The organism is Methylobacterium sp. JK268 (assembly GCF_054052225.1).
The window spans coordinates 174,448-189,315 of the sequence record NZ_JBSVZN010000004.1 but is presented as its reverse complement, the minus strand read 5'-3'; the positions used below and the strand labels follow the sequence as shown (position 1 = coordinate 189,315).

Sequence of the window (14,868 nt, the reverse complement as noted above, 5' to 3'; positions counted from 1 at the left end):
GAGGCCGCTCTGCCGGTCGCGCCGAGACGGGCGACGGCCTCCGCTCAGAATCGTCTGGTCGATGGTGCGGCTCGACGGCGGCCAGGGCGCGGCGAACGTCCGATCGGCCGCATCGATCCCCGGTGCATTCTGCATCTCAAGTCCATCGCTGCGGCGGAGCCGACGCGCGACGTTGCCGAGCGTGTTGGGGCAGATCGGTCCGGTGGGCTGTGATCATGTTAATCATATTTTAACCATATTAGTGTTTATGAGGACGAGGATAGACTGAAATGGAGGAAAATATAGACGAAGGATTGCGTTACGTCGAAATGCATCGAGGCGCGATGCTCTTCAGCCGAGGATCGACGGCCGGTTACTTCCGTTGGGCGACACTCACGATGACGTAGGGCGATGGTGTGTCGCAAGATGTCAAATGAGTATTTGATCAAGAGACTCCGACATGACCATTTACTACGTTGATTCGTCTTCCTCGGCCGCGAGCGATCGCAACAGCGGCGTGTCGGCGAGCGCGCCGCTGGCGAGCCTGGCGGCGGTGAACAAGCTCGCGCTGCGGCCGGGCGACACCGTGGCGTTCAAGGCCGGCACGTCCTGCGCCGCGTCGGCGAGCAACGGGGGCGCGCTGACGATCACGGCATCGGGCACGGCGTCGGCGCCGATCACGTTCACGACCTACGGGAGCGGCCCGGCGGCGGTGATCGGCAACACGGCGGCGGGCTACTCGGACGCGATCCAGGTCGCGAACGCGCAGCACGTGGTGATCGACGGTCTGAAGCTGGCGGATGCGGGTCAGGCGGGGATCAACGTGACGCGGACGTCGAGCCACGTGACGATCCGGAACGTGGAGGCGACCCACGTCGGCGAGGGGGTGATGCTGAACGGCACCGACAACCTCGTGACGCACAGCGACTTCCACGATCTGACGATGGTGAAGAACACGGCGAACGTGTTGAATGACGATTACGGCGCCATCGGTGTGATGATCGGCAACAGCAACAACGAAGTGTCGTTCACGAAGATCGTGAACGCGAAGGCGCCGAGCTACGATTACGGTCAGGACGGCGGCGGCATCGAGCTGTTCGGGACGCTGAGCAACATCCGGATTCACGACAACTGGGTTGAGAACAGCGAGGGCTTCATCGAGGCTGGCGGCATCAAGAGCAGTCTGTCGAACATCTCGATCGTCAACAATGTCAGCTTGAACAACGGGAACTTCCTGACGCTGCACAACGGCGGCGGCGCCTTCGCCAGCAGCTTCTCGAGCTTCGACGTGTCGCACAACACGGTTGTCGAGGAGAACAACAGGCCCGGTCAATCGGCGAGCGTGATGTTCGATTCGGCTGCCAACACGTCTGGAGTGAAGTTCAAGAACAACGTACTTTATCTCAACACTGGAAGTTCGTTTTTCAAACAGACTGGCGACTATCACAGCGGTAACGTCTTTTACAAGCCGTCCTCGACGACGCATCTCTACACCAACTGGGGCATGGCGCTGGGCCGTGACGAACGCTGGGGCACGCTCCAGGGACCGTCCGGGTCCTCGATCGTCGCGCGGGTCGCGGCGCAGTCGGGCGGGGCTGGAGCGACGCTGACCAGCGTGACCCCGGTGGGTCTTGCGGCATCGCGGTCCTCGTTGCCGCCCGGCGATCCCGATCCGCGGCGGCATCCGCGGGACACGATCGGACCCTCGGTCCGGGAGACGTCCGATCGCGCGGACCTGGCGGCCGGACGGACCGCGACCATCACGTTCACCTTCAGCGAGACCGTGACCGGGTTCGACGCCGCCGACATCTCGGCGCGGTACGGCACGCTCAGCGACCTGAGGGCGGTGAGCGGGACGTCCTACACCGCGCGCTACACGGCGCCGGTTGGAGACCGGGGTTCCGACACGGTCGCGGTCGCGGCCGGGAGCTACACCGACGTGGCCGGGCATGCCGGTGGCGGAAGTTCCCTGAGCCTCGCCCTGAGCAGCTCGAGGTCCCCGGCCGGCGGTGCGGTGATCACCGGCAAGAGCAACGTGGACGCCACCGCCAGCTACGACCTGCAGCCGAACGTGCGGAGCCTCACTCTTCTCGGCGCGTCGTCGATCGACGGGACGGGCAACGATCTCCCGAACACGCTGACCGGCAACGACGCCGCCAACCGGCTGTACGGCCTCGACGGCGATGACAGCCTGCGCGGGAACGCAGGGGCGGACCGGCTGGATGGGGGGAACGGGAACGATTACCTGTCGGGCGGCGCCGGCGACGACACGCTGATCGGCGGGGCGGGCAGCGACACGCTGTACGGGGGAAGCGGAGCGGACACGTTCGCGTTCCAGGCGCTCTCCGATTTCGGCCCGGCCTCGGCGATGGACGTGATCGGGGATTTCTCGGCGGCGGAGGGCGACAGGATCGACCTGCGGGCGATCGACGCCAACAGCCTGGTCGCGGGTGACCAGGCCTTCCGGTGGTTCGGGACGGGCGGGTTCGACGGCCGGGCGGGCGAGCTGCACTATGCCAGGGTGACGGGCGGCAATCTCCTCGTGTCGGGGGACGTGAACGGGGACAGGGTCGCGGATTTCCAGTTCCTCGTGAACGGCACCAGCTTGAGCGCTTCGGATTTCAGGTTGTGAGGTGATCGCCGCGCGATTCCGCGATCGTGCAGAGTTCCGCGTGGGCGAGGCGCTGACCGCTCCAGTGGGATCCCAGGTCCCCGCGACCGCCGGCGGGTCCCATCTGCGTGGCGCAGGGCGCGGCGCTCGCGCCCAACGCCTCCGGCTGCCGCAAGGCCGCGGGAGGTCGCGGCGCGACGCGCGTGCGACAGGCCTCGACCTCCCCGAAGTGCTCGCGGGCCGGATCTCGCCGAAAGCCAGCCGCGCGATCCGCTCCGAGAGACGAGTCGCGGATCTTGATCTCAGCCGTCGGCCTCGTCGATCTCCGTTCAACGCTGCCGGGTTGAGTCAAATTGACCGATGAGGTCGATCAATCCAACGCCTTTGTTCCAACACATCTCTGAATATTTCAATATATGTATCCTATATGCTGGATAACTTTGTTGGTGGAATGATGGTTGGGCGGCGCTGATTTTCATTTTTGGTGTCCCTATAAACTGCTAACAGCGCGGTAGGGCGATGGTTCTTCACGGCGTCGCGCTCGTTCTTGCGGATGAACGCGGGGCGATGGATCGGGGCGGAGGAGGACATCGGCCATGGCGGACAGAGCGATGCAGGATGCCCGGCCCCGGACCGCGCCGGACCGCCTCCGCGTCGTGGTCGTGACGCCGCTCGGGCAGGGGGGGCGCGGCGGGATCGACCGCCAGATGGACGAGATGCGATCCGCCCTTCGGCTGCCCCAGTTCGCGCATGTCGAGGCCGTGTTCATGACGACCCGGGGCCAGGGGTCCCACGCGGCGTCGCCGCTGCTGATCGCCCGCCTGCTGGCCGGCCTCGCGCGCCGCCGCTTCGTCGGCGGGATCGACGCCGTGCACATCAATCTCTCCCAGCGCGGCAGCACTTATCGCAAGCTGATCGTGAGCGGGTTCTGCCGGCTGCTGGGTCTTCCCTACGTGCTGCACCTGCACGGCTCGCGCTACCGCCAGTTCTGGGACGGGGCGCCCGCGCCCCTGAGCCGCGCCATCACCGGGATGTTCGCCGGCAGCGCGGCCGTCCTGGTGCTGGGGAGCGTGTGGCGGGACTACATCGCCGGGCGCGTCCCGTCCGTACCGACGGTGATCCTGCCCTCCTCGACGCGCGATCCGGGCGTCGCGGACAGGCCGGAGGGACGGCCGCTCCACATCCTGTTCGCCGGGCGCCTCGGCGAGCGCAAGGGCGTGCTCGACCTCGCCGCCGCGCTCGCGCGGCTCCCGCAGCGGAATTGGCGCGCGACCCTGGCCGGCGACGGCGAGGTGGAGCGGACGCGGCGCGCCGTGGAGGCCCTCGGCCTGGCCGACCGCGTGGCGGTGCCGGGCTGGGTCTCGGGGACGACCTACGAGGAGCTCCTCGCCGACAGCGACATCGTGGTTCTGCCCTCCTACGACGAGAATCTGCCCCTCTCCGTGGTCGAGGCCTTCGCCCGCGGACGCCCGGTCGTCTGCACGCCGGTCGGCGCGATCCCGGACATCGTCGAGGATGGGCAGACCGGTCTTCTCGTCGCGCCGGGCGACGTGGAGGGCCTCGCCGCCGCCCTCGACGGCCTGCTCTGCGACGAGGCCTTGCGCCGCCGGCTCGGGGCGGGGGCGCGGCGCGTGTTCGAGGACAGGCTGGAACTCACCCGCTACGCGGCGACGCTCGTCGAGACCTGGCGCCGAGCCGCCGCGATGGCGCGCCGCTGAGCGCCACGGCCCGGTCCCTCCACCCGCACCCGGCGCCGTTCCCGTTCGCGGACGGGCGCCCAACCCAGGCACCCTCCATGTCCATCGCTTGGTACGCGCGGCGACTCGCGAGCATGAGCGCCGCCGAGATCGCCCACCGGGTGATGGAGCAGGGCAAGCGGGCGCTCTCCCGCCGCCGCACCTTCGGCTGGTCCGCCTTCGCGGTGGGGGAGGGGCCGCTCCCGGTCCTGCCGGGATTGCGGGACGCGGTGCTGCGCCACGCGACGCCGGATCTCGCGGCGGCGGTGGCCGCCGCTGCGGCGGCCCTGAAGGCCGGGCGCTTCGCGGCGCTCGGCGTCGCCTGGCCCGAGCGGGATCCCGACGCGCTCTTCCCCCCCGGCGTCTGGCGGCTCGACCCGGTGACGAGCCGCGCGTGGCCCGGCGCCGAGCGCTTCTGCTTCGACATCGCCTATCGGCACGAGCGCAACCTCGGCGACGTGAAGTATGTCTGGGAGTTCAACCGCCTGCAGCACCTCCAGCCGCTCGCCGCGGCCGTCGCCCTTCACGGCGACGCGGCGGCGCTCGCCGCGCTCGAGGCGGCCATCGCGAGCTGGCACGGTGCCAACCCGCCCTTCCGCGGGATCGCGTGGAATTCGGGCATCGAGCTCGCCATGCGGGCGGTCTCGCTCCTCGTGGTGGCGAGCCTGTGCGGGGAGGCGCTCTCGGCCGGGTCGGGCGCGCGGATCCGCGCGATGCTCGCGGCCCATCTCTACTGGCTGCGCCGCTACCCGTCCGGCTTCAGCTCGGCCAACAACCACCTCGTCGCGGAGGCGACGGCCGAATTCCTGATCGCGACCGCGATGCCCGAACTCAGCGCGAGCGGCGCGGTGCGGGCGGCGTCGCGCGCCGTCCTCGAACGCGAGGCGGGGCTCCAGATCCTCGCCGATGGGGCTCCGGCCGAGCAATCCCCCACCTACGGGGCCTTCACGGCCGAGATGCTCCTGCTCGCGGCGGCGACGGCCCGGAGGAGCGGGCATCCGCTCGCGGGCGCGGTGGACGAGCGGCTGGCCGCCTTCGCCCGCTTCGTCCTGACGCTCGCGAGTCCGGACGGGACCGTGCCGGCCATCGGCGACGACGACGAGGGGCGGGTCGTGACCCTCGCCCATGCGCGGGAGGACGCCTACCCGGCCTCGGTCGCGGCGGCGATCGGCGGCTTCCTCGGCCAGCCCGGTCTCGGCCCGGCCGCGCCGTACCCCGAACTGCGCGACGCCGTCTTCGGCGCGAGGGGCCGGGGCGGCACGGCCCCGCAGGGCCTCACCACGTTCCCGGCCGGCGGGCTCACGGTGGTCCGCGAGGTGCGGGCGGGCCGCGACCTGACCGTCGTGCTCGACCACGGGCCGCTGGGCTACCTCGCCATCGCGGCGCACGGGCACGCCGACGCCAACGCACTTATCCTGTCGGTCGACGGGGCGCCGGTCCTCGTCGATCCCGGCACCTACCTGTACCATTCCGGGGGCCGCTGGCGGGACTGGTTCCGGGGCACGCGGGCGCACAACACCGTGACGCTCGGCGGGGCGGACCAGAGCACGATCTCCGGGCCGTTCAACTGGTCGCACAAGGCCCGCGCCGCGCTCGATCACGCCCGGCCGGGGCCGAACTGGTCCGTGCTCGGGCGGCACGACGGCTACCGCGGCCGGTTCGGCACGGATCACCTCCGCCTGGTCGAGGCCCGGCCGGAGGGACTGTCCATCACCGACCGGCTCGACCCGGCGCCGCGGCAGGCGGTCGCCGCCGAGATCGTGTTCCAGTTCGCGCCCGCGATCAGCCTCATCCGGGAGGGGACGTCGTGGCGCGCGGAGCGCAACGGGGCTCCGATCCTCACCCTCGCGATCGAGGCTCCCGGCGAGGTGTCCGTCGCGGCGGGCGGCGCGGACGCGGCCGGCGGCTGGGTGTCGCCGGCCTTCGGGCAGAAGATCGCGGCGCCGCGGCTCGTCTGGCGCGGCAGCATGGGCGCGTCCGGCATCCGCACCCGCCTCGTGCTCGCGCCGGCGGTGCCGTGAGCGGCGCCGGACCCGGTCGCAGCGGCGGCGCGGCGCAGGAGGACCTTCGCACCACGCATCCGCGCCGCCGGCGGGGACGCGATCTCGCGCGTCTCGCCGCGCTCCTCGTCCCGTGGACCCTGCCGTCCCTGTCCCCCGCGCCTTGCCTCGCGCAGGGCGGTGGGGCGTCCGGCTTTCGCAGCGTGAGCCCGGATGCCGGGAGGGCGCGGGCGCTCCTCGCGGGGGTCTGGGCCGGGGATGGGCGCCGCTTCACCTTCGACGCGGACGCTCTCGCGGCGAATCTCGATCCGGCGCTGCCCTTCCAGTGGGACCCGGTGGCGATCATCGACGTCACCGGCCCGATGGTGATCTTCGAGGTCGGGCGGGACCGCTACCTCGCCCTGCTCGGCGACGACACGATGACCGTGACGCGGGCCGGTTCGCCCGAAACCTGGACCCTGCGCAGGAGCCCCGGGGGGCCAGCCCACCCCTGATCCGCGCGGCTTCATCGAGCGGCGGCCGGATCAGGACGCGACGGGGCCTGCGCGGGGCGATGCCGGCCCCGGAGAACCGCCGCGCGGCATCGTTCGAGCAGCGGAGCCTCGACGCAGACGTGGACGGCGATCGACGCCGCGACCACGACGACGACGACGATCGCCGCAGCCGTAGGCGCGCCGACGGAGCCGCGCAGCGGGCTCGCGCCGAGGACCGTGAGAACGGCGGACGAGAGCGGCTCGTGGATCAGATAGAGAACGTAGGACGAGGCCCCGACGACGCCGAGGGCGCGGGCGAGCGATCCGGCTCCTCGGGGGCGGGCGGACAGCAGCCCGCAGATCACCATCGCGTAGAGCACCAGGAACAGGAGGGTCTCGGCCGCCGCGTTCGGCAGAACCACCCCGCCGCGGTATCCCTGGAGGACGAGACAGGCGACGAGTCCGATCGCGCCAATGCTCCCGATCGCCCTGAACCATCCCGGATAGCGACCGAAGAACCGCGCATGGGCCAGCGCCGTGAGCATCCCCAGCGCGAAGCCGAAGTTCTCGTGCCCGACGAAGCGCGACAGCGGCTGCATGTTCTGGTAGCCGACCGGGATCAGTTCGTTCAGCGCCACGATCGCACAGGCGCCTTGCCAGACAATCATGACAACAATCCCGATTCTGACGTTCAGGATCAGCGTAGAGAAGAGAATGTAGAAGACGAGTTCGTGCTGCAGCGTCCAGGACGGCTGCAGGATCCGGGCACCTTCGCGCGGTATCAAGAAAACGTCGCGGAGAAATTTCGACAAATCGATATCGACAGCGATTCCAAAGCCGCGGAACCGGAACATGAGGAGGCCCAGGGGGATAACGACGAGCCAGTATATCGGAAACAGCCGGACACACCTCTTCGCCAGAAAATCGAAGATCGCCTGAGGATGATCGAGGTCTCGCCGATGGACATGGAGGATGATGAAGCCGCTGATGACGAAGAAGAACTCGACGCCGGTCGAGCCGCCGAACATCGTTCCCGACGCGGCGGTGCGCCCGATCCTCTGCGTGATCAGGATGTCCATGTGGAACAGGAAGACGCCCAAAGCTGCGAGCGCGCGCCCGTACTGGATCGACTCGATCTGGCCGCTGGAGCCAGCCGGGGACGCCGCTGCGGAGGCGATGGTCTCGCGCATGTGGTGCTCCCCGATTGCGAGTGAAGACATCATGAGGCTTCGGGCATTTCCTGCTGAAGTGGATGCCGGTTCAGCGTAGAAAATGCGTCCAAAACAATCAGATCGAGCGGCGCCGAATGACAGTGCGATCGGGCGTTGCTTTCGTGAGGCCAGCTGATTAACGAGGTCATCGCGCGATCGTCAAGGGCGTCGACCGTGCCGCGACTTTTCGGGGCTCAGCCCGCGGCGGCCACCGTGACCGCCGCGCGGCGGCGGGTAGGCCCGCAGGATCTCGTCCGCGACCGTCGACCACGCGAAGCGTCCGGCCGCCTCCGCCCGCGCCCCCGCCCCGAGGCGCGCGCAGAGGGCGCGATCCGCGATCAGGCGGGCGAGCGCGTCGGCCAGGAGGTCGGGCCGGTCCGGGGGGACCAGCAATCCGCTATGGCCGTCGCGGACCGAGTCGATCAGTCCGCCCACGGCGGTCGCCACGACGGCCCGGTCGTTCCCGACGGCGGCCGCGACGACCCCGCTCTGGGTCGCGTCGCGATAGGGGGCGACGACGACCTCGGCGCGCTGGAACTGCGCGGTGGCCTCCGCGGGCGTGAGGAACTTGTCGATGATCTCGATTTCGGGATGGGCCGTCAGGCGCGGCCGCAGCCGGTCCAGCTCCGGGCCCCGGCCGGCCACCACGATCCGGGCAGGAACGTTCCGGCGGGCGAGCGCGTCGGCCGCGTCCAGCAGGGTCTCCAGGCCCTTGTAGGCCTCCATGCGCCCGAAGAACAGGACGCGTCCCGCCTCCGGCGCGCGCGCCTCGCCCGGGACGGGGCGGAGGATCGCGCCGTGCAGCGTGCTGACGATGGGCCGGTCGTCCGCGAGGGCCGCGGCCAGCTCGCGCCGGCAATGGTCGCCGTGGACGTGGAAGGCGCTGGCCGCCCCGCGCACCCGCTGCCGATGCGCGTCCTGGCGCCGCGCATAGGCCGCGTCGCGCCCGCTATGCGGGCGCGGATCGTGCACCGTGAGGAGGACCGGCGTCCGGCGCCCGAGCCATCCGACGATGCGGGCGGTGAGCGCGTCGGGCTGTTCCTGCACGTGGAGCACGTCCGGCCGGAAGCCGGTGATCGCGAGCGGGACGCGCGCGCGGGCCGCGAGGCGGCCGAGACGGCTGTGGGCGTCGTAGGTGACGAGCCGCAGCGCGGCGCGCGCCTCCGCCACGAGTTCGTCCCGGCACTCGCTGCGCAGGTTCGCCCGCTCGGCCACGAGCAGGACGTCGGATCGGGCCGCCAGCGCCAGCGCGAGGCGGGTGGCGTACTCGGCGAAGTGCGGCGCGAACAGCGCGACGCGGCGCCGCCGTGGCTCGGGATCAGGTCGCAAGCGGACCCCTCCAGCGCCGGCGCAGGGCCGGCAGATAGGCTGCCGAGAAGGCCGCCGCGTAGAGCAGGCAGGCCGCGATGGTGAGGAGGAGCGAGCGCTCCCCGATCATGTCGACGGCGCGCCGCGCCGCGGAAGCGAGCGCGAGGGCGACCAGCGGCGGCAGGATGTCGGCCGGACGGCCCGGAACGAAGCCGAGCGCCCGCGCGACCCAGGCGAAGCGCACCACGTTGATCATCGTGAAGGTGATGACGACCGCGGTGGCGGCCCCGACCTGCTCGAGCGCCGGCACGAGCAGGTTGCACAGGACCACCAGCAGCACGCCCCCGGAGGCGAGGATCACGAGTTCGGCCTTGTGGCGCCCGGTCATCGAGAGGGCGTAGCCGGTCGGCGCCAGCGTCGCGCTGAGCAGGTACCCGAGCGGCAGCAGGAACGCGACGTCGGAGCGGAAGTGGAAGCTCGCCCCGAACAGCAGGTCCAGCCGATCCCCGAACACCGCGATGCCGCCGAACACGAAGCCGGCGACGATGGAGGCGAACCGCAGGTAGTCGTCGAGCGCCCTGCGGACGCCCGCGAGGTCGCCCGCGTGGTAGTGCCGCGAGACCTGGGGACCGAGCGTCAGGCTGGCGGCGAAAGGATAGAGGTGAACGAGTTGGGAGACGGTGTTGAGGGCGCCGTACTCGCCGACGGTCTTGGGCGTTGCGTAGAGCCCCAGCGTCAGGACGTCGACGAAGCGCATCGACGCGTAGATGAACACGTTGAGGCCCATCAGGACCGACTCGGACAGGATCGCCCGGACGTCCCCGCCCCGCGAACCGGCGACCGCCAACCCGTCGCCGCGACGCGCGAGCCACTCCCGCGCCTGGATGGCGAGCCCGCTCACCGCGACCTGAGCGGTGTTGATCCAGACGATGGCGGTCACGTAGGGCGCGTAGAGCGCGGCCAGGACCACCAGTCCGACCCGCAGCACGGATTGCAGGTAGAGCGTCAGGAGCGCGTAGGAGGCGATCTCGCCGCGGGCCCGCGCCACGGCGCCCATCACCACCAGGTCGGCGGAGAAGGGCAGCCCGAGCGCCGTGATGAGCAGGAGGTGACGGAAGTTCGGCAGCGGGTAGAGCCAGCGCTCGACGAGGCCGGCGCCCCCCAGCGCGAGCAGGGCGACGATCGCGACGTTGAGCCCGAGGACGAGGAGGCGCAGCTGCCGCACGACGGCCGCCACGCCCGGCTCGTCGATCGCGTGCCGGCCCAGATACTTGAGGAGAGCGATGTCGAGGCCGAGCGGCGTCAGCGTGACGGCCAGCACCCCCAGATTCCGCAGGATGTTGACGATGCCGTAATCCGACGAGCCGAGCGTCCGGGCGATCAGGATGCCCGTCAGGAGCGTGAGCACCTGCTGGAGGAACTGGCCGCCCGCCCACACCCCGACGCCGAGGCGGTGCCGCGCCCGCGCGCCGCCGCGCGCCGCGTCATCGGGCGGCCTCGGCGCCGCATCCTCTGCCAGCGCCGCTGCGGTTCCGCCGGGGTCGGGGTGCACCGGATGATGCCGACGGCTCTCGTCGCCGCGCTGGCCTTGTGCCCCCATCTGACCTCGTCCTGGACTGCGTGTCGCTGCGTCGCCGGAACACCTTCAACCTGGGTCGGTTCTCAGAGAAGGCGGCGCTGTTGTCTGACGCGCTCTATACGCGCTCTGTGGAAGTCTCGCCAGGAAAAACGATAGATGTTTTGGGGAGATATACATTAAATATCCGACCATCACGGTCCCTAGAGCGAGGGCAATGTCGTCTCGACATCGCGACGTGATCGGCTCGACGGGAATGGGACTGCCGCAGGGTCGGCGGCAGCAAGGACCGCCCATCGACTGTCGCGGCGGCTTCGATCCGACCATCGCACCCCGTCGCGGTCCGGCTCTCCGCCGGGAACGGCCCCGGAACGCGGGCCTGATCGGCCCCGCGAGCCCGCTTCGCCCTCGCGGCTCGCGGCGCGCGCGGGGCCTTGCCGCCGCCCTCCCGGCCGCGCTCTGTTGAGTCGCGGGACGGAACCCACTAAGACTGCATTCCTACCACGATGGCGAGACCGCACGTCCCGGGGGATGGGGCGTCCGGGTGATCCCGGGGGCGTCGCCGGGCCCGCCCGCGCCGAGCCGGTTCGTCCCAATCCGAAGGTCGACATGGACGCAGCGTCGAAGCGACGGGGAGGGACGGGGAGGGCGGGCGTCGACGGCCTCGCCGCCCCGTCGGAGCGCTTCGCGCTGAGCCTCCTGTTCCTCATGCTCCTGATGGCCTACGCGGCCATCGGCCGGGACGTCTTCTTCAACCGCCTGAACGATCCGAACATCGACGACCCGATCGGCGCGATCCTCGTCTACGTCCGCGTCGCCGTGTGCGCCGCCGTCGTCCTCGTCGTGTTCGCGAGCGCGGGGCTGCAGGCCGTGCGCGAGGCATTCCCGCGCTCGCTGGCGCCGTACATCGTGCTGGCGCTGGTCTCCTGCCTCTGGGCCGACGAGATCAAGGAGGTGCTGCGCGCCGCCCTCGTCCTGACGGCCCTGTCCGTCGCCCTGCCGGTCGTCATCCGGCGGCTCGGCCGCGAGACCACGGCGAACCTGCTGCTGCACCTCATCGCCGGGGTCGTGATCGTCAGCACCCTCCTCGCCGTCCTGGTTCCGTCGATCGGAACCCATACCGGCCAGGAAGTCGTCCAGGCGTCGCATGTGGGTCGCTGGCGCGGCGTGTTCAGCCACAAGAACGGGCTCGGGCCGTGGGCCGCCTACGGGACCGTCACCCTGCTGGTGTACGGGCATCTCCTGAAGGCGCCGTGGCTCTACCGGATGGTGGCTTGGCTCTGCGCCGTCGCCTGCCTGGGGTTCTCCGGATCCGCCACCTCCCTGATCGGGTGCCTGACGATGTTCTGCGGTCTCGCGCTGGTGCGCATCGCGCAGGGCATGGGGGCGGGGGTCACGCTGCTGGCGGCCGTGATCGGCCTGGCCGCGGGGGCGGCGGTCGTCACGGTCTTCGCCGACCAGGTCTTCGGCCTCCTCGGCCGCGACCTGACGCTGACCGGGCGCACCGAGATCTGGGCGATCTCGGTCGACTACATCCAGTCGGCCCCGCTGCTCGGCCACGGCTACCAGACCTTCGGGGGACCGGCCTTCCTCGCCTTCGTCGAGAGCTACACCAAGCAGGCGATCGTCGGTCCCGAGAACATGTACCTGACGAGCCTGCTGGATCTCGGGCTCGTCGGCACGCTCGCCTTCTTCGCACCCGTCGCCGTGGGGCTGGCGCGTGTGGGCGGGGCGATCGTGTCGCGGCCGCCCTCCGCCGACCGCGCCGCCCTGGAGATCGTGTTCCTGATCGTGCTGGCGGCCCTGTTCATGGGCATCACCGAGTCGACGCCGTTCGACTGCACGGGCTTCCAGGGCGCCGTCACGTTCTGCGCCCTGTTCACCGTGCTCCAGGGCGAGCGGCTGGACCGCCGCGTGCCCGGCGGCGCGGCGGTCCGGGCGTCCGGGCGCGCCGCCACCGCCCGGGGGGCGCTGGCGCTGCGCGCCCCGCGCGGTCCCGTCGGAGCCGAGACGGAATGAGACGGGGCACCGCGACGCGCCGCGCGGTGATCGCCGGGCTCGCCGTCCTGGCTGTCGACCAGCCGGGCCGGGCCGCGGCGCCGCCGGCGCCGCGGCTGCGCCGGGGCATGAACATGCACGACCTCCTGAACTGGCCGGAGGTGGTGCGCCGCGGCGACGAGGTGACCTACGCGTGGCCGCCCTTCGCGAGCCCGCGCTTCCAGGTCGAGGACGCGGCGCTCGCGGCCCTGGCGCGGGCGGGCTTCGACTTCGTCCGGCTGACGGTCGATCCGAGCATCCTGATCGCGACCGACGGGGAGCGGCGCGACGCCGTCGAGCAGCGGGTCGTCGAGACGGCGCGCCGCCTCCTCGGCGCGGGCCTCGCCGTCGTGGTCGACCTGCACCCGGTGGGCGTCAACCCGCGCCTCGCCCCGGATCGGCTGGTCGCCCCCGAGGGCGCCGGGCTGTTCGACGCCTACGCGCGGGCGGCCGGCCGCCTCGCGGCCGCCCTGACCGTGCTGCCGCACGACCGCGTCGCCCTCGAACTCATGAACGAGCCGCGCCTCGAGCGGACATCGGATGTCGCGCGCTGGCAGCCCATGATGGAGCGCCTGCACGAGGCGGCGCGGCGGGGCTCCCCCGACCTCGCGCTCGTCCTGACCGGAGCGCAGTGGAGTTCGATCGACGCGCTGGTCGGCCTCGACCCGTCGCCCTTCCGGGCGAGCAACGTCCTCTATACGTTCCACTACTATGACCCGCACACCTTCACCCATCAGGGCGTACCGGGCGAGGGCGCGCGCTTCGTCAAGGGTCTCCACTGGCCGCCGCGCCCCGAAGAGGCCGGCGCGCTCCTCGAGGCGGCCGCGGCGCGCATCGCGGCCGACCCGGCCCTGCCGGCCGCCGCCGGGGACACGGCGCGGGACGCGACGCGCAAGCTGATCCGCGACTACATGGCGACCCCGAGCGACGCCGACCTGATCGGACGGCGCTTCGGGGAGGTGGCCGATTGGGCGCGACGCCACGGAATCCCCGCCGATCGGGTGATGCTCGGCGAGTTCGGCGGGGTGTGGCGCGTCGCGAAGGTCGAGGCGGTCGAGGCGGACCGGCTCGCCTGGCTGAGGGCCGTGCGGAGCGCGGCCGAGGCGCGCGGCTTCCCCTGGGCCTACTGGGCCTACGAGCCCCCGCTCGAAGCCGACGTGCTGGTCGCCCTGGGCCTGACGGGCGAGCCGCGCTGAGCGCGTCCGCCCCAATCTCGCGGATCGCGGATCACTCCGCCAGCGCGTCGGCGACCTGGGCGCGCGGCCGCCGCGGCCCGAAATCCCCGGGACGCGAGGGGATCTCGACCCAGTTCTCCGGCTGGCCGGCCGCCTGGATCTTGTGCCAGCGGTAGTCCGCAATGCTCCAGCTCCGGATGTCCTCGCGCAAATTGTCGAGGACGAGGTCGCCGGTCGTTCCCCGCACGACGAGCACGAGGTGCCCGACCCCTGCTTGCGTGCTCACGACGGCGAGCGACAGGGCCCCGAGGGGCCAGCCCCGCTCGCGCAGTTCGTGGCGCTTCTGCAGCGCGAAGGTGTTGCAGTTGCCGCGCCGGCCGGTGAGCGACCACGCCTCCGCGTCCGAGAGTTGCGCCCGGGGCGCGATGCGGCCGTTGACCGCCCGGTTGACCGCCGCGAGTTCCCGCATCCGCTCCGGCGTGAGCTCGACGCGGGCGGCCGGCTGCGACGCGGCGCAGTCCCCGGGAGATCTCTGGCAGAAGCGCAGATAGGCGAAGGGCGCGAGTGCGGCCGGCCCGTCCGGGATGACCGCCCCCGGCAGGCCCGCCTTGCCCGCCCGCGCGGGACCGGCCGGGGAGAGGCAGAGGGGAGCGGCGAGGGCTGCGGCGGCACCGACCCGAATCGTTGCTGCGAGCACCATTCCGTCCCGACTCCGCGCGACCGCGCGGCGGCCGCCCGCCGGCCGCGAGGGCCGGGCGCGCG

10 protein-coding genes are annotated in these 14,868 nt (G+C 71.4%); 6 read left to right on the top strand and 4 right to left on the bottom strand.

Annotation, left to right across the window (positions count from 1 at the left end; genetic code table 11):
* Positions 1–439: 439 nt before the first annotated feature.
* From ACW9J6_RS06420 to ACW9J6_RS06405, 4 genes are all read left to right on the top strand, one after another.
* Entirely contained in the window at positions 440–2,611 is a 2,172-nt protein-coding gene (locus ACW9J6_RS06420) for an Ig-like domain-containing protein (RefSeq protein ID WP_457115615.1), read from the top strand.
* 575 nt (positions 2,612–3,186) lie between these two features.
* Entirely contained in the window at positions 3,187–4,308 is a 1,122-nt protein-coding gene (locus ACW9J6_RS06415; protein WP_457115614.1) for a glycosyltransferase family 4 protein, read from the top strand.
* Between the two features lie 77 nt (positions 4,309–4,385).
* Positions 4,386–6,347, top strand: coding sequence for an alginate lyase family protein (locus ACW9J6_RS06410; RefSeq protein ID WP_457115613.1), 1,962 nt, complete (start codon positions 4,386–4,388; stop codon positions 6,345–6,347).
* Complete coding sequence (locus tag ACW9J6_RS06405) at positions 6,344–6,820, top strand: hypothetical protein (RefSeq protein WP_457115612.1); 477 nt, start codon at positions 6,344–6,346, stop codon at positions 6,818–6,820. The genes ACW9J6_RS06410 and ACW9J6_RS06405 overlap by 4 nt, the downstream gene beginning before the upstream one ends.
* 11 nt (positions 6,821–6,831) lie before the next feature.
* Here the strand turns inward: ACW9J6_RS06405 and ACW9J6_RS06400 are convergent, their stop codons facing one another.
* The 3 genes from ACW9J6_RS06400 to ACW9J6_RS06390 form a co-directional block, all read right to left on the bottom strand.
* On the bottom strand, positions 6,832–7,989 hold the full coding sequence (locus ACW9J6_RS06400; RefSeq protein WP_457115611.1) for an acyltransferase family protein: 1,158 nt from the start codon (positions 7,987–7,989) through the stop codon (positions 6,832–6,834).
* A gap of 180 nt (positions 7,990–8,169) precedes the next feature.
* A complete protein-coding gene (locus ACW9J6_RS06395; RefSeq protein ID WP_457115610.1) occupies positions 8,170–9,339 on the bottom strand; it encodes a glycosyltransferase family 4 protein in 1,170 nt (389 codons plus the stop codon).
* A complete protein-coding gene (locus tag ACW9J6_RS06390; RefSeq protein WP_457115609.1) occupies positions 9,329–10,918 on the bottom strand; it encodes a lipopolysaccharide biosynthesis protein in 1,590 nt (529 codons plus the stop codon). Before ACW9J6_RS06390 ends, ACW9J6_RS06395 begins: the two co-directional genes overlap by 11 nt.
* Positions 10,919–11,503: 585 nt before the next feature.
* On the opposite strand from ACW9J6_RS06390, the gene ACW9J6_RS06385 reads away from it, so the two are divergent.
* Positions 11,504–12,913: an O-antigen ligase family protein gene (locus ACW9J6_RS06385; protein WP_457115608.1), complete on the top strand. Its 1,410-nt coding sequence runs from the start codon at positions 11,504–11,506 to the stop codon at positions 12,911–12,913.
* A complete protein-coding gene (locus tag ACW9J6_RS06380; RefSeq protein ID WP_457115607.1) occupies positions 12,910–14,127 on the top strand; it encodes a glycoside hydrolase family 5 protein in 1,218 nt (405 codons plus the stop codon). The genes ACW9J6_RS06385 and ACW9J6_RS06380 overlap by 4 nt, the downstream gene beginning before the upstream one ends.
* 31 nt (positions 14,128–14,158) lie before the next feature.
* Here the strand turns inward: ACW9J6_RS06380 and ACW9J6_RS06375 are convergent, their stop codons facing one another.
* Positions 14,159–14,806 (bottom strand): transglutaminase-like cysteine peptidase, encoded by a 648-nt coding sequence (locus tag ACW9J6_RS06375; protein WP_457115606.1) that lies wholly within the window; start codon positions 14,804–14,806, stop codon positions 14,159–14,161.
* Between the last annotated feature and the right edge of the window lie 62 nt (positions 14,807–14,868).

What these genes read in the sequence shown, in the direction of transcription:
- ACW9J6_RS06420 (WP_457115615.1), top strand. Translation starts at nt 440, where the DNA reads ATGACCATTTACTACGTTGATTCGTCTTCCTCGGCCGCGAGCGATCGC.
- ACW9J6_RS06415 (WP_457115614.1), top strand. Translation starts at nt 3,187, where the DNA reads ATGGCGGACAGAGCGATGCAGGATGCCCGGCCCCGGACCGCGCCGGAC.
- ACW9J6_RS06410 (WP_457115613.1), top strand. Translation starts at nt 4,386, where the DNA reads ATGTCCATCGCTTGGTACGCGCGGCGACTCGCGAGCATGAGCGCCGCC.
- ACW9J6_RS06400 (WP_457115611.1), bottom strand. Translation starts at nt 7,989, where the DNA reads ATGCGCGAGACCATCGCCTCCGCAGCGGCGTCCCCGGCTGGCTCCAGC.
- ACW9J6_RS06390 (WP_457115609.1), bottom strand. Translation starts at nt 10,918, where the DNA reads ATGGGGGCACAAGGCCAGCGCGGCGACGAGAGCCGTCGGCATCATCCG.
- ACW9J6_RS06385 (WP_457115608.1), top strand. Translation starts at nt 11,504, where the DNA reads ATGGACGCAGCGTCGAAGCGACGGGGAGGGACGGGGAGGGCGGGCGTC.
- ACW9J6_RS06380 (WP_457115607.1), top strand. Translation starts at nt 12,910, where the DNA reads ATGAGACGGGGCACCGCGACGCGCCGCGCGGTGATCGCCGGGCTCGCC.
- ACW9J6_RS06375 (WP_457115606.1), bottom strand. Translation starts at nt 14,806, where the DNA reads ATGGTGCTCGCAGCAACGATTCGGGTCGGTGCCGCCGCAGCCCTCGCC.